21 protein-coding genes are annotated in these 23,381 nt (G+C 41.5%); 8 read left to right on the top strand and 13 right to left on the bottom strand.

Annotation, left to right across the window (positions count from 1 at the left end):
• Nucleotides 1-34: 34 nt before the first annotated feature.
• The 4 genes from SNE_RS04725 to SNE_RS04710 all read right to left on the bottom strand — a co-directional run bounded on the left by SNE_RS04725 (nt 35) and on the right by SNE_RS04710 (nt 3,204).
• Entirely contained in the window at nt 35-775 is a 741-nt protein-coding gene (locus tag SNE_RS04725; protein ID WP_148258952.1) for a hypothetical protein, read from the bottom strand.
• A 131-nt stretch (nt 776-906) separates the two neighbouring features.
• Nucleotides 907-1,368 (bottom strand): GyrI-like domain-containing protein, encoded by a 462-nt coding sequence (locus SNE_RS04720; protein ID WP_013943207.1) that lies wholly within the window; start codon nt 1,366-1,368, stop codon nt 907-909.
• 91 nt (nt 1,369-1,459) lie between these two features.
• Nucleotides 1,460-2,509 (bottom strand): hypothetical protein, encoded by a 1,050-nt coding sequence (locus SNE_RS04715; protein WP_013943206.1) that lies wholly within the window; start codon nt 2,507-2,509, stop codon nt 1,460-1,462.
• 62 nt (nt 2,510-2,571) lie between these two features.
• Nucleotides 2,572-3,204, bottom strand: coding sequence for a MazG family protein (locus tag SNE_RS04710; protein WP_013943205.1), 633 nt, complete (start codon nt 3,202-3,204; stop codon nt 2,572-2,574).
• Nucleotides 3,205-3,282: 78 nt separating this feature from the next.
• On the opposite strand from SNE_RS04710, the gene SNE_RS04705 reads away from it, so the two are divergent.
• The 4 genes from SNE_RS04705 to SNE_RS04690 all read left to right on the top strand — a co-directional run bounded on the left by SNE_RS04705 (nt 3,283) and on the right by SNE_RS04690 (nt 11,093).
• Nucleotides 3,283-5,619 (top strand): hypothetical protein, encoded by a 2,337-nt coding sequence (locus SNE_RS04705; RefSeq protein WP_013943204.1) that lies wholly within the window; start codon nt 3,283-3,285, stop codon nt 5,617-5,619.
• 45 nt (nt 5,620-5,664) lie between these two features.
• Nucleotides 5,665-9,330 carry a hypothetical protein gene (locus SNE_RS04700; RefSeq protein WP_148258951.1) on the top strand — a complete coding sequence of 1,222 codons (3,666 nt, stop codon included), beginning with the start codon at nt 5,665-5,667 and terminating at the stop codon, nt 9,328-9,330.
• A gap of 186 nt (nt 9,331-9,516) precedes the next feature.
• Nucleotides 9,517-9,987 carry an NUDIX hydrolase gene (locus SNE_RS04695; RefSeq protein WP_013943202.1) on the top strand — a complete coding sequence of 157 codons (471 nt, stop codon included), beginning with the start codon at nt 9,517-9,519 and terminating at the stop codon, nt 9,985-9,987.
• Entirely contained in the window at nt 9,975-11,093 is a 1,119-nt protein-coding gene (locus SNE_RS04690; protein WP_013943201.1) for a phosphotransacetylase family protein, read from the top strand. The genes SNE_RS04695 and SNE_RS04690 overlap by 13 nt, the downstream gene beginning before the upstream one ends.
• A gap of 12 nt (nt 11,094-11,105) precedes the next feature.
• Here SNE_RS04690 and waaC read toward each other — a convergent pair whose 3' ends face one another.
• Nucleotides 11,106-12,161 (bottom strand): lipopolysaccharide heptosyltransferase I, encoded by a 1,056-nt coding sequence (gene waaC / locus SNE_RS04685; RefSeq protein WP_013943200.1) that lies wholly within the window; start codon nt 12,159-12,161, stop codon nt 11,106-11,108.
• 105 nt (nt 12,162-12,266) lie between these two features.
• Between waaC and SNE_RS12225 the strand changes: the two genes are divergently transcribed.
• Nucleotides 12,267-13,574: a peptide MFS transporter gene (locus tag SNE_RS12225; RefSeq protein ID WP_053225334.1), complete on the top strand. Its 1,308-nt coding sequence runs from the start codon at nt 12,267-12,269 to the stop codon at nt 13,572-13,574.
• Here SNE_RS12225 and SNE_RS04675 read toward each other — a convergent pair.
• The 4 genes from SNE_RS04675 to SNE_RS04660 all read right to left on the bottom strand — a co-directional run bounded on the left by SNE_RS04675 (nt 13,571) and on the right by SNE_RS04660 (nt 17,669).
• Nucleotides 13,571-14,398, bottom strand: coding sequence for an RluA family pseudouridine synthase (locus SNE_RS04675; RefSeq protein WP_013943198.1), 828 nt, complete (start codon nt 14,396-14,398; stop codon nt 13,571-13,573). The genes SNE_RS12225 and SNE_RS04675 overlap by 4 nt on opposite strands.
• Nucleotides 14,399-14,408: 10 nt before the next feature.
• Nucleotides 14,409-15,884, bottom strand: a complete 1,476-nt coding sequence (locus tag SNE_RS04670; RefSeq protein ID WP_013943197.1) for a leucyl aminopeptidase — start codon at nt 15,882-15,884, stop codon at nt 14,409-14,411.
• Nucleotides 15,885-15,896: 12 nt separating this feature from the next.
• The gene (ssb, locus tag SNE_RS04665; RefSeq protein ID WP_013943196.1) at nt 15,897-16,391 is read right to left on the bottom strand and encodes a single-stranded DNA-binding protein; all 495 of its coding nucleotides are present in this window, start codon (nt 16,389-16,391) and stop codon (nt 15,897-15,899) included.
• A gap of 105 nt (nt 16,392-16,496) precedes the next feature.
• Nucleotides 16,497-17,669 carry an Lpg1974 family pore-forming outer membrane protein gene (locus SNE_RS04660; protein ID WP_013943194.1) on the bottom strand — a complete coding sequence of 391 codons (1,173 nt, stop codon included), beginning with the start codon at nt 17,667-17,669 and terminating at the stop codon, nt 16,497-16,499.
• Between the two features lie 225 nt (nt 17,670-17,894).
• Between SNE_RS04660 and SNE_RS04655 the strand changes: the two genes are divergently transcribed.
• Together SNE_RS04655 and SNE_RS04650 are read left to right on the top strand one after the other, a co-directional pair.
• Nucleotides 17,895-19,730, top strand: a complete 1,836-nt coding sequence (locus tag SNE_RS04655) for a hypothetical protein (protein WP_013943192.1) — start codon at nt 17,895-17,897, stop codon at nt 19,728-19,730.
• A 31-nt stretch (nt 19,731-19,761) separates the two neighbouring features.
• Nucleotides 19,762-20,190, top strand: coding sequence for an HIT family protein (locus SNE_RS04650; RefSeq protein WP_013943191.1), 429 nt, complete (start codon nt 19,762-19,764; stop codon nt 20,188-20,190).
• Here the strand turns inward: SNE_RS04650 and SNE_RS04645 are convergent.
• The 3 genes from SNE_RS04645 to lgt form a co-directional block, all read right to left on the bottom strand.
• Nucleotides 20,168-20,527 (bottom strand): hypothetical protein, encoded by a 360-nt coding sequence (locus tag SNE_RS04645; protein WP_013943190.1) that lies wholly within the window; start codon nt 20,525-20,527, stop codon nt 20,168-20,170. The two genes, SNE_RS04650 and SNE_RS04645, sit on opposite strands and share 23 nt — an antisense overlap.
• A gap of 255 nt (nt 20,528-20,782) precedes the next feature.
• Nucleotides 20,783-20,962, bottom strand: coding sequence for a hypothetical protein (locus SNE_RS13050; protein ID WP_148258950.1), 180 nt, complete (start codon nt 20,960-20,962; stop codon nt 20,783-20,785).
• A 110-nt stretch (nt 20,963-21,072) separates the two neighbouring features.
• Nucleotides 21,073-22,152, bottom strand: a complete 1,080-nt coding sequence (gene lgt, locus SNE_RS12220; RefSeq protein ID WP_053225333.1) for a prolipoprotein diacylglyceryl transferase — start codon at nt 22,150-22,152, stop codon at nt 21,073-21,075.
• Nucleotides 22,153-22,391: 239 nt separating this feature from the next.
• Here lgt and SNE_RS04630 point away from each other — a divergent pair, with 239 nt between their 5' ends.
• Nucleotides 22,392-22,802 (top strand): 23S rRNA (pseudouridine(1915)-N(3))-methyltransferase RlmH, encoded by a 411-nt coding sequence (locus tag SNE_RS04630; protein WP_013943187.1) that lies wholly within the window; start codon nt 22,392-22,394, stop codon nt 22,800-22,802.
• Here the strand turns inward: SNE_RS04630 and SNE_RS04625 are convergent.
• The gene (locus tag SNE_RS04625; protein ID WP_148258949.1) at nt 22,793-23,284 is read right to left on the bottom strand and encodes a hypothetical protein; all 492 of its coding nucleotides are present in this window, start codon (nt 23,282-23,284) and stop codon (nt 22,793-22,795) included. The two genes, SNE_RS04630 and SNE_RS04625, sit on opposite strands and share 10 nt — an antisense overlap.
• Between the last annotated feature and the right edge of the window lie 97 nt (nt 23,285-23,381).

Genomic DNA, 23,381 nt, shown 5'->3' with positions numbered 1-23,381 from the left:
ATAGTTTTTCCAGTATTTTTTACGCATGGTAGGATTAGTGTGGGTCGCCGATATAAGAGTCGATAAGGACAAACGATCCAAGGACCGATGGAACCACTGGAGGATGAGGATCGTATTCTTCAAGAATCACCCAGCTATCACTGACACTCCGCGGTGATGGCTCTCTATCTCGGTCTGGATTGACTATGACAAAGCTATGTGAAGCACTCAAGTCTTCTGAAATGTGCGAGGGTGTTGGGGGAGGACTATCCTTTTTTTCTTCATCTTCAACAAAAACAAAGCTTTTAAACATGCTGTCATCAAGAGCTGATGAACGAAGAGGCTTAGGTTCTTCTCTTTTTTGAGGACGGTACCTATTAGGATTCGGTCTTGGAGGAGTCGTTTTGAGAGGATCTGTAGACTTCTCTGGAGGTGAGTGTCGGATAGGAGGCGGAATGCGGTGCGAATAGGTTCGAGGACTTGGAGGTTCGGCAAACCCCAGTCGATTCACAACTTTAACAACTGCCAATACTGTGACAACTTTCCACAAACTTTTCCAACAAACACCAAAGAAAATCCAAAGCGCTACAAGCCCCACCCGTTTTAATGTTGAGATTTGTACTTCTTTGAGATCAAGATGGAAAGATACAAGGTAGCTAGGATATTTACATGGGATCGAAAAAAGATACTCACTGAAGTTCACCACAATAGCAGTAATATTGTTATCAAAGAGCTTTTGCTTTGGAATCGGAGGCGGGCTCACATACAGAGCACTTAAAAGGTGTACTCGAAACATTTTTAGCCTGCTTTTGAAAAAAAACCTAAAAACTTTTTGAATTTTAGGGTGTGCCATTAATAAAAACAAGTTGAAAAGAGGTTTCTATGAGAAAACCTTATCCTCTCTCAGGTATTCTGAATATACAAAAGTTAGCTTATTGAAATGTAGATATCTACATCCGTTGGAGAATTGTAAACTTCAAAATCAAATGTATAGGTCCGCTTAAGAGCTGTATCGTTTTCCCAAATATGTTGCCACATTTCAAAAATCGCTTGAGGCATCGGCCCTTGCACTTTGAAGACTTGGTAACTCTGCTCTGGAATTATGACAGCAGTCATTCCCTCAGGAATTTGATCCAGGTGAGAAACTTCCTTTCCAATCAGGCAATCGTAAGGGAGAGTGTAATCCCCTTCATAACCACTATATAAAGCATAGATGGTTTCAGAAGAGGGATGCTCAATCTGCGAGAGCATATTTTGGCCCATCACTTGTCCCCAAAGAGATGGAATATCTTTATCTGCTTTGCCAGGAATATTTTGTGTGCGAACTTGAGGCCCAATAAGGGTAAAAGCTTTCTTAACAACGACGTTACTTGCAATAGAATAATTCATAATTGGACCTCCATACGTTTTTTGAATTCGTTCAAGTATAACAATCTTCTAAAATAATGTCCCATTAAATCGAGGTTATACTCAAACTACTTCAAAAGTTGAACTGCATGCCTGCAAAGAGGCCATGGTAGATGATATTTCCTTCATGATTGAGTTTATCTCCTGTCCCATGAAAATCAAATTGATGGTCTGCAAGGGCAACTCGTCCAATGAAAAGCATTTCATATCCGATACGGAAAGTGAAAAACTTCACAAACGGAAATTCTATGAAGGGGTAGATGTAAGCAAAGTATCCAAAGTTCGATCCACTTGGATCGTAATCGCGCACAACTATCGTGTTATCGTCGTCGCGCATGAGTGTTTTTTGTTTTCCTCGGTTGAAAACACCACCAATGTTTCCTGCTAACCCCCAGGTGAGGAAGCGATAAGGGTTGTATTCAATGTCTCCACCAAAAAATGGTCCAAAAGCGCGGTTATAGGTTTTAACGCGGTAGCTACTTGTCTGATGGTGTTTGGTGAAATGAAGCTTGATTTTCTCATCAAGATCAAAAAAACGGAGGCCTATCATCCAAGAAACCGAGAAATGATCTGTATATCTTGGGGTCACATGACGCCAATAGGTCAAGTCCACAGTATAAAAATCTGATCGGTAAATAGCATTTGCGCGGTCAGCATAGTGATAATCTTTCGAGTCTTGACCAAGCTGCCCTGGAAGATTGAGATTCATCGGGCAATGAATTTTATCTTGTCCTTTCCAGTTTAAAAAGCCGGTGTAGGAAAGTACCCAGGTCGAATGGATGTTGTAAAAAAGCTTGGCGCTAATGCGAACTCCAGGTTGAAAGTGCATATCCTTAACAAGATCTTGTGAGTCTATAAGAGTCTTGCCTACCTCTTTTGCACAACCTGAAGGAAAATCAATTTGTGGAATAATAGGAATGAGCCCCCCACCTCCAGGGTTGGGAATTAAAACAATTGGAGGACCTCCAGCAGCTTGAACTAAGCTTTTGTGTAAACTCTTTGCACGCTTCCAAAGAAGAAAATCTCCTTCTAAAGCAAAACGGTGATGATAGGCACCTTGCACCGCTCCAAAAGCAGGAAGAGACACTGAAATCAAAGCCAAACAGAAGATAATAATTCGCATGCAGTTTTTCCAGTCGCAAATGAGTAGAAATAATTAATGTATCAAAGTAACTGGATCAAAATCTAGAAATTTTTTTCTTCTTGGGCAATGTAGGTCTGCTCAAATTTCTTCAGCGCTTTGCGTACAGCACTTTCCGCATCGATTTTCTCTTGGCAGGCTTGCACAATGAGATCAAGAAATTGATCGCCCATCGCTTCTTCAAGCGAATCGTGGTCTTCAATTTTTGGAAACGGAATGGATTTTTGCATCATCTTACTGACGACTTTTTGAGCTCGCGTCAGCGCTCCCAAAGTTTTCGGAATTCCCTCTAAGGCATGTTTTCGGTTTTTCTTTTCAAGTTTTTTGATCCGCTCCCAGTGATGAACCACTTCATCGGCATCCTCAACAGCTAAATCTCCAAAAACATGAGGATGACGACGAATGAGCTTTTCGCTGACGGTTTTAATCACATCTTGAAGAGTAAAGCGGCCGCTTTTTTCTCCAAGCTTGGCATAGAAAATGATTTCAAACAGGACATCGCCAAGTTCTTCTACCATTTTCTCTGTGTCATCTTCATCGACTGCTTCGAGGAGCTCATGAGTCTCTTCAAGCAGATGAGGGCGTAAAGACTGAAATGTTTGCTTTTTGTCCCACGGACAGCCATCTGGTCCATGTAGGATGTCACAAATATCTTTTAGTTCGTCAAATTCTTCCATTTAAAATTTTCTTTATCACTGAAAAAAAAGAGTACTTTTTGTAACTTATATCGGATTTATTTTCAATGGAGATGAAAAATGTTAGTACCAGCCTTACTTGCCGTTTCTGCAGTAAAGGATTTTTTAATCATTGGGTGTGGTACGGTTGCATACTTCAAATATATCAGACCAATTCATGGCCGCATTTCGAACGTCATCGACTTCTTCCAAGGAAAAAACGTCCAAAAGCTTGAAGCGGACGCTCCAAAGCCCGTTAAAGAACTGGCCTCTGAACTCCAAAAAGCCTTCAGCACTTTTGACCAATCGCCAACAAAAGCTAAAGACCTTGCAGAAGATGCTCTTATCTCCTTTTTCTCTAAAGATAAGCATGAAGCTTTTGTCTCTTCTTTGCTCCACCAAGAATTACTAGATCTTTTATCCCATATAGGAGAAAAAGAAAAGATCGTCTCTTGCTTAGAAAAACTCGAGTTGGAAATTAACACAGCTCAAGGTGATGTGACAAAAGTCAAAAAAGTTGGGCACTCTCTAAAAAGGGCAACTAAAACAGTCTCTATAAATCTCTTACGTAGTGCCGTTCCTCATCCAGATGAGCCCACTCCATCTTCTCTTCAGAGGATTCGAGACCTTCAAAAGCAGCCCGACTCCCCATTGAAAGAGCGGCTATTGAAATATCACCTAAACAAACTTGGGTTTAAGGAAGTCACTCTTCAAAGTCTCGATGGACATATCAAAAGTTTTATTTTGAATGTGCTCCACATAGATCCAGAGGGGTTCAGTGTCATCTGCAAAAAAATTAGCTGTGATTCTCGCTTTTTTGGTGTGAGCAGTGGAACAGCTGCTCAGCGTGATGATTTTTTCATCGCATATAAACGTTATAGACAAGAAAAACCTATTCTTTCACCTATCCCTGCAGAGTTCAATTGGAAAACTGAAACAAACTTAGAAACGGAACAAGAAAAAGCTCTTGATCTTGCTTCATGTTTTGCAACGCTAGTTGTTTTTAAAATGCGTTATGGAAGCGATCCTCTGACTCAAACAGGCTTTCATACTGTTCTTTCGAAAACGTACCACAAAACTCCAGAAGAGCGACAAAAGCTCGTTCTCCAATTCTTTCAAGAAGAAAGAGAAAGACTTGGAACTGCTTGGGTCCCATGGTCCGTCGATAAGCAAATTTTCGAGACGATTTATAAGTTAGTGAATTATTCCAGCTTTAAGTGTTTAACAAGTTCTCCCCTCCTAGACAACCTTAAGGAAACCCTGAAAGAATCTCCTATTCCCTCGATGATTTACATCGGAGAAAAAACAAGCCGGTTCTTCCACTATCTCGTAAATAAATACAACGAATGGAGCCAGTCTTATACTTATGATATGGCACAAGATGACTTCTTAAAAATGAAACTTTATAAAAGACAAGAACAATCACAGGGAAGTATGAATCTTGACTTTTTTCTTTCACGTCTTGACATCATTGGAAGATTGCGCCATTTAAGTGACACGATGTACCGTTGGGCTTGTAGGCCCTGTTTAGGAAAAAATCATACTTTTGTTTTTCTAAATCCAGCGATTGTTCTCGTCAAACAGGCATCTGTGCTACCACTTCGACTGATATCTCACTTACTCATACTTCCAGCACTCGTGATACAGTGGCTACTCAACCTCACGTTCATGTCGGCTATGGAACATGTTATCGTTCACACTCCACTATTTGAAAAAATCGATGAAGTTGTCACAGAAGCCATTCTCAACCCAACTCCTTATCATTTCTCTCTACTGGAAGTCGTCTTGAAAAATCTCAAAGAAGTTCTAGAAATCATTGAAGAATCTTCAGGTCAAGCTCTCCCTTCTAATCCTAAAACCAATCGAGCAAAGCGGGCTCTGAAAGAAACCGTTAGAACGTTTGTCGCCTGTGCCAAAATGCAAGAATCTCTGAGTACAGAAGATAAACCTTTCGATCAAATGCTATTTGAAAAAGTCCTCCCTCCTGCCATGGATAAGATATACGATACCATCCTACGTGTTTATACTGGCTATACCGAGCGGGAAAAATTAGAAAAGCGAGGAACTGAAATTCTTCAAGCTTTGAACTATTACAACTATAATAAGCACAGGCCAACAGAAAACATGGAAGTGCTTGAAAAGCGTGTCATAGAAGTGCGAAACCAAATCGAGCTTTACATCAAGAAAATTGCTCATGCCTTGATCATCGAAACCTCAAATGAAGAAATTTCAGAAGATGTTGGAAAAGCCTTAAAAGAATTTTTATCAGGCGCTGAGGATGCAGCCTTCTCTCCGTTAACTGAAAGCTATTTGAATCGAAATAAGGGCCTTTTTATCGATCTTATTCGAAAATCTTATATCATGAAAGGACTCTTTGTTCACCTGATCACTGAAGATAAAATTCCCTCAACACAATAATTATTTTTTCTGGTATACTTGCCCAAGAATTTTTTTTGGAGCCGTATGAGTATCCCTCCTATCATATCAAATATCCCCAGTTTCCTATACAATTGGACTCTCGTTCCGGTTGGAAATCATATGATCAAGCCCATGGGTAGTTTTGCCTATAAACATTGCCCAACATGGGTTCAGACATTTTGTGAAAGAACTGGAGAACTTTCACAGCTTGCTAGTACCCTTTCAAATATTGATAAAGAAGAAGACCCTCTTGTTTTTAAACTCCGAAAAGCTCTTGATGATCTTAAACTCAATATCGACAAAAGTTTACCCACAGTACACACTCATGCAACTCAAACCCACCTCGCTCTAAAAGCCATTTTAGATCTTACAGATGCAGAACAAGAAAAAGCGCTTGGAAACCCTTCAAACTTTGCTGCTGTTATCAACCCTCTTAAAGCGTTGGATCTGGTTCTTCTAAACTTTGTAAATCCTACCCTTAGAAATCCCCAGCCGAGCATTGACGAGATCAAACGTAGAATTCCTCCTGCTGACCTCGCATTAGACGAGCAACTCGCGAAAATCCAAGGGATTTTAGCGAAGGTGATTTCTTTTTCTTCTTCCCGTGGAACACGTGAAATTGAGCATGCCCTCCAAAAATTCGGAGGAGGAGGAGACGCCCCACAACCCCTCTCTTTTCGTCACCACCCTTTACATGAACTGCGCCACTTAATCGGATGTTTCATGAACAACGCCGATTATATCGTTCTTGATGACCGGGAAGACCGACTCAGACGCACATTGGAACACCTGGGGTGTTACAGTGAAATGTTTGGTCATGTGAATGAGGATGACCAAAGCTATAGCAGCATCAAAGAATACATTTCTGCTAAATTAGGGCCTAAAGCACTCCTATCGGGAACCAAAGAAAATCTAGAAAAGCTCAAAGAGGAGATTTCCAGATATTTAAGATTACGCATTGCAAAATTTACTCCTAGGGCAGATGAAGACTTCTTCCTAATGCTCTACGAAAGTGGCCGTAGAAGCCATCACCTCCGTGTCAGGCGAATAGAAACGAAAGAAGAAAAAATTGCTTGGAGCCAAGAGCATTTGGCTCAAGATCTGATGAATCAAGACGAAGACATCATTTGGGAAGCTTTTATCCAATATGATGAAATTATCTTGATGAAACACTACTTTAAACGGATTATGGAACATCGAGAGTGCACGAATGTCAAAGATCTAGCAGACAACGTCGACCGCGTTCTCCTTTACTTTCAACATATTCCACCTAGTCAAGCTAAAGAGGCCGTGCTAAGTCAACTGTCTCATGTCCTTATCGCATGGGTCAGTTTCTCAATAAATTGGATACACACCCATACTTCTGGAAACAACACCACAAGTTTAGATGAGCTTAATCGCATTAATGAAGCAGTGATCCAAAAAAAGTATGAAGAAGCCATTCGTCTTTTAAAACGAGAAATTGAGCATGGTCCGATGAATCAAGCCCTTGCAGCAAATGGTGGAGCTGTCAGCCCTCTGAAAGATCTGCAAGCAATTAAAACTAAATTCGATGATGAAATTCGATTACTACAGGTTGCACCAGAGATAAACTTTGAAGAGGAACTTGAAAGTTCCCGCAATGGTCTGGCTGAAATAATGAGTTACTACGCCACATATCATATCGTCATGAACCATATCTGTCGTATTCCCCAAAACCAGTCACAAGAAATTTACAACCGTCTTATCGAACAAGTCCAAGAGAAGCCTACAGAAAAGACTCGAACCTTTTTTAAACTTTTGGCTGAAGAAATCAATAAGCTTGATGATGTGAGCATTTTTGCAAAATGGCTTGCAAAATTCCTCATGTTTTTAGTCTATGCCCCTATACGCCTTTTCGCAAACCACACAACAAAATCTGGCCTTCATTTTATCCAACACTATATCCAATTACCCTTCAAAGAACCACTTGGAAAAATTCATATTTCTCCCTTTGAAAAACTCACCCGATGCTTTAATGCCAACTTAGCTGCCATGAAGTCATGGGCTGAAGACGTCACCTGTGAAAAATATGGATCTACAACCCGGGATGAAGGGCTTAAAAGGATCTTGAAGAATCCCAAGCTTAATGCCAACTTCGAGCAAGAGGAACTTGTGATGAAATCGGGACTCTTAGCTGTTGATCTGTTTGTGAACATCTCTCACATCCACGAATTTCCCGCAATGCTTCGTCGAAATATCAATGCGAATGTCGATGCCCCTTTCTTCGCCTTACATGAAGATCACTTCCTGAACAAAATGGCTCATATCTTCAAATCTGCGATCATGGCCGTTCCTCACATGGCTGTCGAAATTTTTTACTATTTATGTCTGATTCTAGACCACTTCATTAACCTTATGGTTCAATGGGGAGCCAAAAAAATTCTCGTCTCATACGACTTGCCAAATCGCCTCTTTAAGTCTTTCAGTCGCAATGTTTACAACCGGCAATATATTCCTGTTTTTGACGAAATGATTTTGAAACAGTTCCGTCTCATTGAAAATGCTATCGATGAAGAAAGTTCTGGAAGCCTGCAAGCTGAAAAAGAGTCTAGTACAACAAGAGAAACGATCAAAGAGATGATCAAAAACTTGCTTGAACTTGTCGAATTGCGTCACAATCTCACAAAAGAAGAAATCAGGAGCCCACGAAAAGACGACATTCCTTTTGTTGATGAGCATACTCGAGAAATCATTCGTGGCCTTCTCAACGACAACCTATCCGAGACCCTTGTTAACCTACTCATCACTTTGATCCAATCGCTGTTTAACGAAGAGCGCATGAACGATTTTCTATTAAACTTCATTCGGGCCATCAGTGCTAGCTTAACCACTCAAGCAAGCATTTTGACAGAAGAAGACCGAGAGCAACTTCGGCTGACGCACGGAGGACTCTCAGAACAGATTATCAAAGACGGGATCAAGAGTAAATGCTACAAGCAAGAACTTGCTATTCGAGAAACTCTTCAACGGATTATCGATAAAAGTGTTCACCGCGTCGTAGACCAGGTTGTGACAGAGAAAACCACAAGTCGTCGCGCTCCAGTCGAATATTTGGCTTGGATGGAACGAACTTTTTATGGTCCCGAACGAACAAATTTCGTTTCAGGAATGCGCCAGAAAATTGAAGCGTTCAAAAATAATCGTGCAAAACGAGGAGCCCTTCTCATCGAAATCCAGCGCGATTTCCGTTCTTTTATGAACGAGCTCGAGAAAAAACATCTTGCTCTTGACGATGAACCAATTGCTCAAACGCGACGCTTGCAATACTTTGCCAAGAAAGTTCTTCTCCCCAATTTACTAAAATTCTCCGAATCTCTTCGCGATTTAATGCATGACCAAACAGCTTATGGAGCCTGCGAAAGAGCTCTTGACGACTTTAGTCGAAATCTTTTATCTCAAAAAATCTATTTCCACTCGATGCAAGCCATTGAAAACGAAAAAAGTCGTCAGGAAAGTCAAGGGGTTATTGGAAAAATGCGCGCTGTCCTTCAAACGATTGGAGAAAAAGGAGGCCCAGTAGCAGCAGCAAAAGTAGAAGATGCCTTAACGAAAAAAATCAATACTTTTGCAACAGGGGTCCTTGCCCTTCCTAAAAACTCTCCGTTTACAGAATCGGCGATTTGTCAAGTCTTCCTCATTCCATTTTTAGAAGGAAATGAGGTCATGCCTGACTTGCGCTATTCTGACTAATAGCTTATAAACCTGAACTCTGGGTTTATTTTGCTCATTATTCAGGAAAGAGTTTTCTTAAATTCTCGGTATTTTTGTTAACGGGAAAAGCCAAACGGTTCTTTTCAAGAAAAAAAGTTAACAAGAAAGAGAAAAATCCCTGAGAATGAGTGAAAGAAACTCAGAATTCAGGGTATAACTTAGGCTATGCAAAAACACTTCGTTACATCAGTTTATATTCTTGAAGATAATCGAATCCTGCTCTTGATGCACCCCAAGCTTAAAAAATGGTTACCCCCTGGAGGACATGTCGAAGAAAACGAAACGCCTATCGAAGCTGCCTTACGTGAAGTTGAAGAAGAAACCGGTCTCTTAGTAGAACTGTTTTCAGACGAACATGTCTGGATTGAAAAATGGAATGCAAATAGCTTTCATCGCCCTTTTCTCTGCCTCATTGAAGAGATTCCTCCATATAAAGATCAAGCAGCGCATCAACACATCGACCTCATTTATCTAGCTCGCCCTCTCCCCAATAGGCAAATCAGACAGACACCCGACCACCCTTTACGCTGGTTTACCTTTGAAGAAGTGCGATCTTTGCGTAGCGATGAAGAAATTTTTGCCGAAACGCAAGAAGTCATTCAGGCCATTATGGAGCATCAAGCATGTCAAAAGTAAATGGATTTTTCGTTGCGGCAACAGGTCAGCATGTTGGAAAAACCACCGCCTGTCTTGGGCTCATGGCAGGCCTGATCAAAAGGCACAAACAGGTAGGATTTCTTAAGCCCATCGGTCAAGAACATGTCGAAACTGAAACAGGCATTCGAGTGGATAAAGATGTGATTCTTTTCAAGGACCACTTCAAATTGCAAGATGATTACTCTTTGATGAGCCCAGTTTTGTTTCCTCGTGGATTTACTCGGGACTATCTCGATGGAAAGATCGAAGAAAGCTCCATGCAAGAGAAAATTGCCACAGCGTTTGAAGCCATCAAATCCCAAAACAAGTGTCTTGTGGTGGAAGGAACAGGACACGTGGGCGTCGGATCGATTGTCAACTTTAGTAATGCCCGTGTGGCATCAGAGCTCAAGCTCCCCCTAATTATCATTGCTTCTGGAGGCCTTGGCTCTTCATTTGATGCCATTGCTGTCAATAAAGCTCTCTGTGATGCTTATCAAGTTCCTGTTGCCGGGATCATTTTAAACCGTGTGCATAATGACAAGCGCGACATGGTCTTAAGTTATATGGAAAAGGCTCTAAGTCGCTGGAATATTCCTATCTTGGGTTGCATCCCCTTTGACCCTTTTTTGAGTAAGCCCTCGATGAAAGATTTTGAGTCTCTTTTTGGAGCCACTCTTCTTTCTGGTGAAGAACACCTCTTGCGTCATTTTAGACACACTCGTCTCGTTGCGACATCTCTTAAAAATTTTCGAGAACTCATTTTGCCCAATCAACTCATCATCACTCCCGCCAATCGAGAAGACATTATCTTAGCCACTCTGACCAAACATTGGGACGTTAAAATTGCAAACCCTCTTGAAGACTTAGAAGCAGGGATCATTTTAACAGGGGGAACTCCTCCAAGACACACCATCGTTGAAGCCCTAAAGAAAGCCAATATCCCTATGCTTTACGCTCCAGTTAGTAGTTACAAAGCAATGGAAATGATCACCTCTTATACCGTTAAAATCCGAAAAGAAGATAAAGAGAAGATCCAAGAAGCTATTGAACTTGTCGAAAGACACATCGACTTCGAGAAACTATCAAAAGCTGTCAACCTTTGAAGCCGCTCGAGTCTATCTTGCTTCATTCATGACACGCCTTAGCCATCTAGAAAATTCGTCATACAAAACATCTGCAAATGCACTTTTCAAACAAGCTCCGCTTGAGCAGCTCCTCAACCTCGGACACCGCTTCGTAAAAGACTGCCCATAAGGGCAACTTCCTTGAAAAAAGCCGTGCTGCTCCCCTTCAGGTTTATATACCTGGGGAGAAGATGGACCAAAAAAGCTGTAGGTTCGGGTCTTTGTCGTGGCAGCAAGATGTAAGGCACTTGAATCAACAGAAAGAACAACATCCATACGGTCCATCATTTGCTGCCAAACAGGAAGAGTCATGCGAGGCAAAATAACCCCAGATACAGCTTGCTTTAGTGCTTCAACTTCTCTTTTTTCCTCGGGACTTCCCCAAACAAAATAAAAATTCGGACCATGCTCTTTGACAACTTTCTTCAAAAAAGCTTGCCAGGTTTCTGTTGCAAGTTTTTTGTTTTCCCAATTCGATCCAGGGCAGATCATCATCTTTGACCCTCTGCAAAGCTGCCTATCGATCCATGCGTTTTCATCTTCTGTGACTCGAAGTTTAACGGATGCACTCCCCTTGGCAGCCCGATCGGGAAACGACGCAGAAGCAAGAGTTAAATACTGCTCAGCAATTGGCAAGGAGCGATCCACTTCAACTCTTTGAGAAATAAATAAACTATTCGGCCATTCTGGAGCTGTGGCGCGGCTATAACCCACTTTCACGCGACTTTTTGTTGAGCCTATCAACAGCCCTGATTTAAGATTACCCTGAAAATCAATCGCGAGATCATAGGTTTTTTCTCGAAGCATTTTAAAAGTGGAGTATGCTGCCTTCCAGTTTTGCGCTCGTAAAGGTGAATGTTTCCATTTTTTTGTCTCAACTTCATAAACGTGGTGCACATAAGGATGAGCTTTGAGCAATTCAGCAAAAGGCTTTTCAACAATCCAATCTATTTCTGCATCTGGTAAAAGGTTGTGCAAAAAATCGAGCGAAGGAAAGCATTGGATCACATCTCCTAGTGCCGAAGTCTTGACAATCAGGATTTTCATCTGCAAAACACCAAAAGTTTTTTAAGAAAATTATAGCCCAAATCGACTTAAACTGGTTAATATTCAAATTGTTTCTTATTCATGCACATAGGGGCCTACAAAAAAATGCCACAAAAAGATGTAATTTTTTCTAATAAACACCCTCGTGAAATGTACCTGCTGGCTCTGACAGAAATGTGTCAGCGCTTCGCGTATTGGGGGATTGGAAACTTGCTAGTTCTTTTCCTAGTGAAGTATTTTCAATACGACACCCCAAGAGCTACCCATATCTTTGGAGCATATACAGGAATTGCCTTTATTCTTCCCGTTTTGGGCGGATTCATTGCGGATAAATGGAATTACAAAAGCCCTATCTTTCTAGGAATGCTCCTGACAACAATCGGATGCATCCTCTTAGCAACATTGAATCACTTTCTCATTCTGCCAGCTCTTGCCTTCATCGCATTTGGTGGAGGTCTCTTCACTCCAGCTATTTACTCGCTACTGGGATCTGTATACAGCAATAAACAGCACCTCCGAGAGGGAGGCTTTTCGATTTACTATTCCACAGTCAATATCGGAATTTTCATAGCGATGATTGTTCTCGGATACTTACAAACCATCGATTGGCGTTGGGTCTTCTTCTTAAGTGCAGTTGTTCAACTTCTAGGAATCATCCCCTATAGGCTTGCCCTGAAAAAACTGAAATCAATCGAAGTGCCGTCCCATTATTTTGTCTCAAAAAAAGAAGATCCCCACCACTTTAAGCTCAAAAGGTATGAAGTCGAGAGAATCATTGTTATTCTCATCATGACTTTTATCTCCATTGTCTTTTGGATGGCATATAATCAGGCTGGATCTTCGATGACTCTCTTCGCCCTCAATTATACAGACCGCCACTTCGGCGGATTTGAAATTCCTACACCCTGGTTCATTTCAACAGAAACCTTTTTCCTGATTCTCTTTGCTTTTCCTCTAGCAAAACTTTACCTTTTCCTCAGACGGATCCGTTCACCTGCAAGCCCCCCAATGAAAACCGCTCTCAGCCTCTTCTTTATGGGTTTATGCTTTCTCGTAATGCAGCGTGCAGCACAACACATCCCTCATGGAGCGCAAGATGCCTTGATCAGCCCTTATTACTTGATCTTTTCCTTTGCCCTCATGTCCTTAGCCGAGCTCTTCTTAGCACCTATTGGCTTATCTCTTGTAACGAACCTGAGCCCTCACCGTTACCGGGGATTGCTCACAGGTGTTTGGTTCACTTGCATTGGAATTGGGTTTTATTTAGGCGGATACCTTGCAGGGCTGATAGCAAAAATCAGTTTGTCTTCTTTTTTCGACATCTTCGTCTTCACTTCGTTTATTCCTGCTTTCATCCTCGTAATTTTTGCGAAAAAACTCGACAATATGCGACATATTGACTCTCTAGGCTAAATCTTAAAAAGTTTTGGGATAGGTGCAGTTGCTTGGATTTTTTCTCCTGTATCAGGATGATTAAAAACCAACCGATAAGCATGGAGGCAAAGCCGATCAATTTCCGGAGGAAATTTGGCTTCTCTTCCATAATGATGGTCCCCTAAAATGGGATGGCCCATTTCACTTAAATGGACACGCAGTTGATGTGTTCGACCCGTTTCCGGCTCACATTGAACAAGGGATTTTCCCGGTGCCTTCCCAATACATTTCCAATGCGTGATGGCCCGCAGTCCTTTGGGGTTTTTGGTACTGCCCCAAATAGCTTGCCCTTGGTAGGTCTTTTTTTTCATGAGGCGATTGTCAATTGTACCTGACTCTTGCTGCATCACTCCCTTGACGAGAGCTACATACACCTTGCGCACTTTCCGGCTTTTAAATAATGCTTCCAATTTCTTTTGCATCTTTTGGATTGTCGCAACTAAAATGACACCGGAAGTGTCTTTATCGAGCCGGTGGACAAGAAAGACCGATCTACCTAAGAGTCTTTTAAAAACCTCTTGATCAGTCACAAGACCAGATGGCTTGGAGCAAATGAGAAAATTCTCTTCTTCAAACAAAATGGGAAGAGAAAATTCTTGCTTCTCTTTGAGCTGCGCTTGATCGAATTCAAACAAATCCCCTTTCTGCAGTCGCACACTTGAAAAACGCTCAACCACTCCATTAAGCCTTACAGCTCCTTGGTCAACACCTCGCTTGATGGCTTGGCCAGAAACTTTCAACTTTTCCTTAAGAAAGGATAAGATGGTTTTCCCTGCATCTCGCTCTCCAATCGAAAATTTCATCTATTTCGACTTACAAGTTTTCAATCAGGGTTATCACAAGGCGAACTCCAGCACCTGTTGCTTGAGTGAGGTGGTAGTGTTCTGGACTATCGAGAAAGGCTGTTCCCGCAATGTCAAGATGAATCCAGGGGGTCTTATTCTGAATAAATTCTTGCAAGAAGATGGCAGCTGTCACAGAACCTGCGGCTCGTTTTTTGCCTGAGTTGCGAAGATCCGCAATGTCCGATTTCATGAGAGACATGTAATCTTCGTCAAGAGGCATCCGCCACACCCGTTCCCCTGTCAGTTCTCCTGCATGTTCGCAGAGCTTGGCGAGCTTCTCATTGTTTGAGTATAGAGCAGCACGCACACTTCCCAAGGCAATAATGACAGCTCCTGTTAAGGTTGCCATGTCAATAATTCGCGTTGGCTTGAACCGTTTTTGACCGTAGGCTAGGGCATCAGCCAAGACGAGTCGCCCTTCAGCATCAGTGTTGGTGATTTCTACAGTTTTACCAAGGTAAGAACGGTAGATATCTCCGGGCTTGTAACTACGTGAATCAATAGCATTCTCTGTTGCTGGAACAACTGCAACAATATTGGCTTTCAATTTTGTTGCAGCGGCAGCTTGGATAATACCAAGGGCTGCTGCCCCACCACTCATGTCAGACCGTTGTTCTTCAATGGAATTGGTAGGTTTGAGATTGAGTCCTCCCGTATCGAAAGTGATTCCTTTACCAACGACCATGGTAACATCATCTGAGCGAGGTGCACCCCGATATTCTACCATAATGAGCGCCGGGTCGATCCGTGAACCACTAGCTACAGCCAGAAAAAGGCCCATTTTCTCTTTTTCGATCTGCTCTTTATCCAAAATATGGGTCGTCACATCCGCATGTTGTCTCGCTAGACGGCGGGCTTCGGTTGCAAGCGTTTGCGGTGTAATATCAAGGGCATTCCGGTTGATAAGATCACGTGCAAAATTCACTCCTGATAAGATGTCCATCACTTTTTGAGCAACTTTTGTGTCTTTCGCACCAACAAGAGTGAGTGTTTTAATATGAAATAACTTTTGGTTTTCTTTAGATTTCCACTCTTCAAAGACATAAGAAGAAAGGCTCATGCCTTCAGCAACTGCTCGTGTTGTCTCATCGAGAGGCCATTTTTTTGACTCAGGCAAAACAACATTGATCTGTGGCCATTTTTTATCTTGGCACCGTTTCATCGCTGCTGCAAAACAACGCCTTAAGGTTTCAAGCGTGGCTTTTTTTTCATCACCCAGTCCAAGAAAAAGTAACCGTTTTTCTTTCTTACCAGACAGATAAGTGAGCATGGTGGCTTCTAGCTTACCTGTGAAATCTCCAGCTTTCAAAATAGGCTGAATATCTCCTTTAAGGTCAGCAACAGTTGCAGCAAGAGTCGCTTCTTTTTTTCCTTTGAAAAAGGGAACAATCACAAGATCAGCTTTTGGTCTTTTGGTAGCAGTTGAAACAGCAGAAAACTTCATGAACAAATGCCCTTAAAATGGAATTTCGTCATCTGAAGGTTCATTATAAGATGTTGGGCCTTGTCCTTGACTCATGTGAGATTGGTCATAGCCACCTTTGTGATAATGGTGCTGTTGTCCTTGGTCTCCACCAAATCCACTCATGCCACTGCTTTGCCCTGCCATGGCAGGTTCCTCTTGAGGCTGTTTTTCAGTGCGTCCAAAAGGACTGAAGGCAATATGATAAGCTGTCATGTTAAGAGAGATTTGCGGTTTTCCGTCTCGATCGTTATAGATTTCAGGTTTAGACATTTCTCCTGTCACGATAATGGCACTTCCCTTCTTAAGATAGGAAACCAATTTATCGAATTGGTCACCCCAAATTGTGATACGCCACCAAAGTGTTTCATCTTTTCCGCCACGTTTTTGATTTTCGGCAACACGCAGTGTTGTCACTTTTTGTCCTGATGAAGTGAAGCGCACTTCTGGGTCGGCGCCAAGGTGTCCCATAATGGTGAGTTGATTCATATGTTAGATCCTCATTATTCAAGCTTGAAATTCCATTATATCGATTGGAAAAAAAAAGCCCAAGAGAATCCTCTTGGGCTTCCGATTTAATCTACTCCTAGTGGATTAGAAGTCAAACCGAATTCCGACATCTAGTCCACTAAAGGTCAAGTCAGCATCTGGTTCAAACCGCTCTGCGAATCGCATTTCGAGCTGCTCCCACCAGTACTGGGTTTCCCAACCAAGATGTAGGCTTAAGAAGTACTTTCTTGAGAAGCACCAGCCCCACCTTAGTCCGGTAGCAATCTGAGCCATTGTCCTCAAACGATAATAATTGTTGTACTTTGTAGTTCCACTAATTAGAGGAGTCGAAACTTTCAGCGTGGTGTCAAACGCCCCATAAAGCATGGAAGCAGATGTCAAAGCATAAAGCGAAAAGCCCCAGCCCATATACAAGTGACCATCAATTCCGACTCTAGGACCTATCCCCCAATAATTGCTTTTACTTCGAACAGATACTTCATCAAAAGGAGTGTTCGGGTTTCCAGGAATCAAAACATTGGTATACTTTGAATTCGAGTGCATGTCGATCCACGCAGCTTTTAACCCAAAATAAGGTCTAATGGAAAACATCTGACTAAAAAAGTAGTCGTATCCCATTTCGAAATCGAGGGCATTGAATTGATTGGTCCATTTTGACTTTGCGGTATTTGCGACTGGAGGTTCACCCGTGCCCACTTGGAAAACGGGATCGTAAGCAAGGGGAATGACAGAAAGAGATGGATTGTCTGACCCTGTGGAACCCGTTGGGTTCGTATAATGATAGGTCCACCTGAGGGCAATATCCCAATTGCGCCGACCAAAATCAAATCCAGCAGAGACACGAACGCCTGGATCAAATTCAAAGTCAACTCCTTTGACTTCTGAACTTAGAGACATCCCAGCAAATCCAATAAAACTTTGTTTCCCCTTAACAGCATACTCTAAGTTATCAAGAGTTGCACGCCACCACAAAAACTCCGCTTCTAAAGAAAAGCCATGCTCCATACACCCATGTGGAGAATTGATCACGATATCAGGTGGCGAAAGTGGAGACCCAGCGTCACCTTGACTTTGCTCAAGTTGGCGCAGTCGCATATCATGTGATTTACTCGTTCCTGTAGAGTAGTCGTCTGGTGCATTCGGGTCATGTGCAACGACTGCATTAGCACTTTCAAAAAGCGTTGGAAGATTTCCAAAACCACTGATTGCAAAAACAGTTGCAAGAGAAGCCGCAGATAGAAAGGAAATGACTTTCACCAAAATCCTCCAAAAAAAAATTCACAAATACTGATTTCCTGTTTCGCACAGAGTATGATTTTTAGCAAATGTATTTTATATCCCAAACGCTGACGGATAAATATACTCAAACAACTTCAAAAATTGGTTTTGGGAAATAAATGATTTTTTTTAGAAAAAAATTTGGACAAAAAAAATAGAAGTTGTCATAGAGGAAATCAAGCGTTAATTTTGCCAGAGGTAAATATGTCAGGGTTTCCATCGCCACAATCTTTTCCATCAGACGATGAAACACTTTCCCCACCTCAAATTCCATCATCTCTCAAGTCGGATCAGAAAAAACTCAAGTCCCAAACCTTCCTCTACCCTATTGATGAAACAGATGATTTTTACGATCCATTTTCTGATCTCAGTTTGTTTTTATCCAACAAAATTAAAAAGGAAATTCAAGAGGCTGGAACATCAAAAAAATGGTCTGGCAAAATTGAAGCGAATCTCTTAGCCAAAATTCTTCCTGAATTTAAAAAACACTTCCCCAAGTATCGACTTGGTGCCACAGCTCTTAAAAAGGTCTGGGAAAAGGTCAGCTACTACTACGACAAAATTCAGCATCATACTGGGGCTATTACTGAAGAAGGAAAGCTCAATCTTCCCCTCATGATCCGCGAAAATCTCAAAACAAAAGCGCCCCAAGCATCCCCACTCAATCTTCCTCCTTACCACCAAGCCCATCAAATTGCTGTCAAAATTAGTGAATGTATTGCAACCTTAGAAGGAAGACGCCCAGACCTCGATCAACTGACAAAAATGATTTGGGCTGTCCAAAAAAATACTATGCGCGAACTCTCTCCTCATGCGGCTAAAAGTCCTTACGAAGATTACGATAAGCTCGACAAACTCATTGTGAAAACTGCGCTCGAAGTGTGCAGTCAATATCCACAAATTGATCTGAATGTTCTCAAAATGCAAATCTTAAAACGACTTGAAACCTACGGAGCCATTCAGTCTCTCGTTAAAAAAAATCAACTCCGTTCGTCTCTGTCTATGCTTTTAGCAAGTAAGCTTTGTCCAACAACCCTTCTTGCCGTCAAGCTCTCAATTCCTGAAAAGCAAGCTTTAGAAAAGTTTATTGATCTTCAGCTGGAATATAGCGAACAAAATGAAGTCTTCTCCTTCGACACCCATTGCCAAGAGCTCGTCGAACGAATTCTTGCTCTCTACCCCTTAGCTAAAGAACTCCCTCGTGACCTTTCAGAAGTAGGAGTTCGTGAAGTGATCCGCTCCATCTGCTTAAGTCAGGGCCCCCTCCCTCTCGACTCAGCTCTTTACGTTTTCATTAATGCAGAAATGCATCTGATGAAAGATGATAAAATGTTTGAAGACCTCCAAGATTTAGAAGACCGCCTGGTCGATGCTTACGACCTTTCTCTAAGTCTTCCAGAGTTGAATCAAGAGCTGTTTGAAGTTTTTGAACTTTTGATCTGGAAAAAACTCAGCGAGAAAAAAGGATTTCTCGCAGAAATCCCCTCTCAAACTTTAGAAGTTTTAGAAAGAGAATTGGGTAACAGCATGATCGATCAACCTCATAAATCCTTCCGAACGATCGTCCGCCAAACTCTTCAATTTTTCAAAAAGGTGCAAGAACTTCCTTTTCATAACACTCAAGATAAAGAATTTTGGCTAACAGTGAAGAAAAAAAGTGAAATATGGGCTCTCCAAAATGAAATGCTTTGCCGCTGGATCCACTTTGATGATCAAACTCCACTCCTTTCTTTCCTGAAACAAGAATGGAAAAGCAAACTCTCTCTTTCCAAGATTTTAGGAAAAACCCTCAAAAAGTTCCCAATCCTAGCCTCTTTTGAAGATCAGCTGCGCTCACGCCTTTGGATTCTGGAGCAGTACTTTTGGTACGCAGAACTCTCAGATGGATCTGAATCCTCGTACGATCGCTTTTTGAAAAAGCAGTATTTAAACCTCCAAAACGCCTATCCTGAGTGCACACAAAGAGAGTTACTCGAGAAGCTAAAAGCCATTTCACATGAAATGCTGCCTCTTATCCCCTTTGAAGAAATCGCCCTTTAACCTGAATTCTCCTTAGACTATAATTCTTGGCATGGTCGACTACAATCAGCTTCTCATCAAATCCTACAAACATTGGGAAATCTATTTACATGAGAACCAGTGTTACATCGGGCGCGTTTTCGCTTTGCTCAAAGATGATGCACACGTAGAAGATTTTTTAGCCCTCGATAAAGAGATGCGCGATGAGTTCTTTCAAGTTGGTCAAGAAGTCAAATCGGCGCTCAAAGCCCTCTTTCAACCTGACAAAATGAACTATGCGGCTCTCAGTAATCATTCTCCTAGAATCCATGTCCACATCGTTCCTCGATATCAAAAGCCACGAGAATTTCAAGGGAAGATCTTTACTGATACACGTTGGGGGAAAAACTATGCCCCCTACGATCGCTCATTTGTCATTGATGAAGAGACTCTCTATAATATCAGAGACGCCCTAAAAGCTAAAATGCATACTTCACACTAACGTCTCCACCCCAGAATATATAGGTGTTTTTAAATCTTGCTAAAGGGCTTGAAGGTCTTGTTTCAGTCGGACCATCTTGCCATAGTTCAAAAGAAGGCAGGAAAGCGATGCTTAGGTTCTTGACCCAAGTATTCAAATGAAACGTGAAGGGCATTTGCACCGTATAGCTTGAAAACATCTTGCAGAAAATCCAACGTACGCCACGAATTGGGTCAATCGTCACCGTTGGAAAAACTTGTGGCATCCAAATCACATTTACCCCTAGTGAAAAAAACGATAAAAGTTGAAAGTCTGTCAAAAGTCCAACAGGTAAATAATAGTGTTTATAACGTAGCATGAGCGAACTTTCATCATTTAGCTCGACATGACGTCTGAATTGGCGATAACCAAATTCAGAAAAAAGGGTGACGAGTCCTTTAACAGATGGAACTCCAAATGTGTAGCCAAGTCTTTCATAAACATTAAAGTCTTGAAAAGTCCTCTTTCCATTAGATGCATGAACATTTCCATAACGCCAGTCAAAATTAACTCCTGCATAGAAAAAGTCGGATCGTTGATACTCATAAGCAACTTGGACACCACTATATTCCCACTAAAGGAGGGATTGGCATTTGGCTTGAGGTAAACACGAGTGTAGTTTCCCCCACATGTGGACCTTATGAAATGAGAGATCTTGAGGTTGAAGTGCAGCTGGAGTTTGCAGCTCAGTAGAAACAGCAGAATATCCTATAGAACTCAAATAAATGGCCGTTAAAGTTAATAACTTCTTCACCTTGAAACCCTAACCGACGAATTCCGCAAACTTTCGCGTTGCCGAAAATCCAGTTTTTGAAGTTGTTTGAGTATAAGTTTCATCGTGCTAAAAATATCTTTTCCAAGCAATCAATTTTTAGAGAGGTGTTCCATTCTGCGGTTAGGCACTAGAAGAAAGGCTACACCAATTAAAATGTAAGGTATACTGAGATACTGCCCCATCGTCAGAAAATGATTGGCTAAGTGAAAGCTCTGCTCTTCTTTCACAAACTCGACAAAGAAGCGGAAAGTGAAAGTTGAAATAAAGAAGATACCTGCAATTTTTCCCGCAGGAAAAAGCCATTTTGGAAAGAAGCGAAAAAAGACGAGGAAAGAGAGAAAATAGAAAAATGCTTCATATAGCTGCGCCGGATGACGTGGCAGCGGAGGAAGCCCTCCAGCAGGATTTCCAAAGACAACCGCCCAAGATGAGGCCGTTACCGTTCCTAATATCTCTTGATTGATAAAGTTTCCAAAACGGATGAGAACCGCTGCGTAAAGACTGGGAATGACAAGCAAATCGATGATGCGCACAATCGAAATCATCGGGTATTCCTTTCTACTACGCAGATAAAAGAGAGTCATAGCAATAAAAATTCCAATTACCGCTCCATGACTCGCAAGCCCTCCTTCCCATGTTTTGAAAATCATGAGGGGATGCATGATATAATAAGTCCACTTTTCGTAAAAGAGAATGTGACCGAGTCTAGCACCCGCCACAGCTCCAATAATCATGTAAATTGTTAAGCGTTCTGAAAAAAGTTTACTTCTGGTCTTAAGAGATCTCACAGCCGATCCGAGAGTTTTTTCTAAACGAATTCGGTTTTTGAGACGCCTAAACTTCTCTTCAGACAAAAACCGTTTTGAAAATTGGAACAAAAATGAGGGAGGAAGCTCATTTTTGGGCTTTTCATCGAGCTCTTGATTTAGCCGATTCAATGCATCTTCTTTCGTCTCTCTTTTTCTCTGAAAAATCTTTTCCCAATCAACAATATCGGCCTCTGTAAATTCGGGATAAAAACATAAAAAGCGACGAAAGAGAAATTGAAGGAGATAAAATCCGACAAAAAAACCCAGAGCAAAGAGAATGCCATACCAAACAACAGGATGATCGAAAAACGGGAGACGAAACGCAACAGGATCAGGATCCCAATAGATGTACGAAATCATTTTTCTCTCTCTCATTTTGAGTTTTCTGAAGAATATGGATTATCATATAATACTCTCGGATTAATACCATTTATCAAAAATAACTTAGTGAATATAGCTTGACTTTTTGGAGTAAAATTGAGTTTCGATCTCGCTAATGAGCAAGTGGTTAGACTCATCTCCAAACTAAATTTTCGCTCGAAAATCTCTGTGCAAATTCTGTAATTTATTTTTGCTAAACGGTATAAATTGGGCAATAGATGATAAAAATTAAGATTTACACAGTTGGAAAAACAAAAGAGTCCTGGCTAGAAGTGGCTCTTGCTGAGTACCATAAACGACTCACAGGAGAAATGACAATTGAGTGGGTCATTTCGAAGGAACTACAGCCTGTTAAAGAAAACTTTTACATCTGTTTAGATCCTCAAGGACAACAATACTCAAGCCCCGATTTTGCGAATTTTCTTGAAAAAGAGTCTGTTCGATCTGGAGCTAAACTTACCTTTGTGATCGGAGGCCCTGAAGGTATTCCTGATGAAATAAAAGCAAAAGCTTCGCATCTAATCAGCTTTTCGAAACTTACCTTCACCCACCAAATTGCCCGCCTTATTCTTCTCGAACAACTCTACAGATCTATTCAAATTCAGCGTGGGACCCAGTATCACAAGTGAGCTTTCTCAGGGATAAATGCCGCCCGAAAATAGAGCATTGCTCCATTGATGAGGGCAATCCCGATCGTGAAGTCGATAAATCCTTTCACATCAAGTGGCAATGGAAGAAACTTAAAAACAAATCCTAATAGCATCATTCCCCCAATAAGGAAATAATACTCTTTAGGATAGAGTTTCTTGATCGAAATAGGCGAAGGCATACTCCGAATACGATTGACAATCCTACGCACCGATTTTTTGAGGATGATACGGCCTTTGAAAAAACCCAAAACTAAGCCAATACACAGGAGTACCATTGCTCCCTTCTCAGGAGTCCCTACAATCGAACCTAAGAGCAAAATCAGAGAAAAACCTTCATGAGTCTTATTAAAAATCTGTGGCCCTACAGCAGAAAAATACTGTAACCCTTTGTGCAACAAAAAAATCCCAACCCCCATCCAAATAAATCCCGATAATGAGATAGCAAAGCGATGTCTCAGCATAAAAAAGCCTTTCAAAAAAGTATTTTCTTGATTTAACAATAATAAAGCTTATAGTTATTTACAAACCCCTTCTCATTCAGAAGAGCTGAATGAGGGG

Origin of the sequence: Simkania negevensis Z, from assembly GCF_000237205.1 — a bacterium.
Taxonomy (GTDB): domain Bacteria; phylum Chlamydiota; class Chlamydiia; order Chlamydiales; family Simkaniaceae; genus Simkania; species Simkania negevensis.
This window is presented reverse-complemented; position numbering and strand designations above follow the sequence as displayed.

Coding starts and splice junctions, on each gene's coding strand:
- SNE_RS04725 (WP_148258952.1), bottom strand. CDS start 775: ATGTTTCGAGTACACCTTTTAAGTGCTCTGTATGTGAGCCCGCCTCCG.
- SNE_RS04720 (WP_013943207.1), bottom strand. CDS start 1,368: ATGAATTATTCTATTGCAAGTAACGTCGTTGTTAAGAAAGCTTTTACC.
- SNE_RS04715 (WP_013943206.1), bottom strand. CDS start 2,509: ATGCGAATTATTATCTTCTGTTTGGCTTTGATTTCAGTGTCTCTTCCT.
- SNE_RS04710 (WP_013943205.1), bottom strand. CDS start 3,204: ATGGAAGAATTTGACGAACTAAAAGATATTTGTGACATCCTACATGGA.
- SNE_RS04705 (WP_013943204.1), top strand. CDS start 3,283: ATGTTAGTACCAGCCTTACTTGCCGTTTCTGCAGTAAAGGATTTTTTA.
- SNE_RS04700 (WP_148258951.1), top strand. CDS start 5,665: ATGAGTATCCCTCCTATCATATCAAATATCCCCAGTTTCCTATACAAT.
- SNE_RS04695 (WP_013943202.1), top strand. CDS start 9,517: ATGCAAAAACACTTCGTTACATCAGTTTATATTCTTGAAGATAATCGA.
- SNE_RS04690 (WP_013943201.1), top strand. CDS start 9,975: ATGTCAAAAGTAAATGGATTTTTCGTTGCGGCAACAGGTCAGCATGTT.
- waaC (WP_013943200.1), bottom strand. CDS start 12,161: ATGAAAATCCTGATTGTCAAGACTTCGGCACTAGGAGATGTGATCCAA.
- SNE_RS12225 (WP_053225334.1), top strand. CDS start 12,267: ATGCCACAAAAAGATGTAATTTTTTCTAATAAACACCCTCGTGAAATG.
- SNE_RS04675 (WP_013943198.1), bottom strand. CDS start 14,398: ATGAAATTTTCGATTGGAGAGCGAGATGCAGGGAAAACCATCTTATCC.
- SNE_RS04670 (WP_013943197.1), bottom strand. CDS start 15,884: ATGAAGTTTTCTGCTGTTTCAACTGCTACCAAAAGACCAAAAGCTGAT.
- ssb (WP_013943196.1), bottom strand. CDS start 16,391: ATGAATCAACTCACCATTATGGGACACCTTGGCGCCGACCCAGAAGTG.
- SNE_RS04655 (WP_013943192.1), top strand. CDS start 17,895: ATGTCAGGGTTTCCATCGCCACAATCTTTTCCATCAGACGATGAAACA.
- SNE_RS04650 (WP_013943191.1), top strand. CDS start 19,762: ATGGTCGACTACAATCAGCTTCTCATCAAATCCTACAAACATTGGGAA.
- SNE_RS04645 (WP_013943190.1), bottom strand. CDS start 20,527: ATGCTACGTTATAAACACTATTATTTACCTGTTGGACTTTTGACAGAC.
- lgt (WP_053225333.1), bottom strand. CDS start 22,152: ATGATTTCGTACATCTATTGGGATCCTGATCCTGTTGCGTTTCGTCTC.
- SNE_RS04630 (WP_013943187.1), top strand. CDS start 22,392: ATGATAAAAATTAAGATTTACACAGTTGGAAAAACAAAAGAGTCCTGG.
- SNE_RS04625 (WP_148258949.1), bottom strand. CDS start 23,284: ATGCTGAGACATCGCTTTGCTATCTCATTATCGGGATTTATTTGGATG.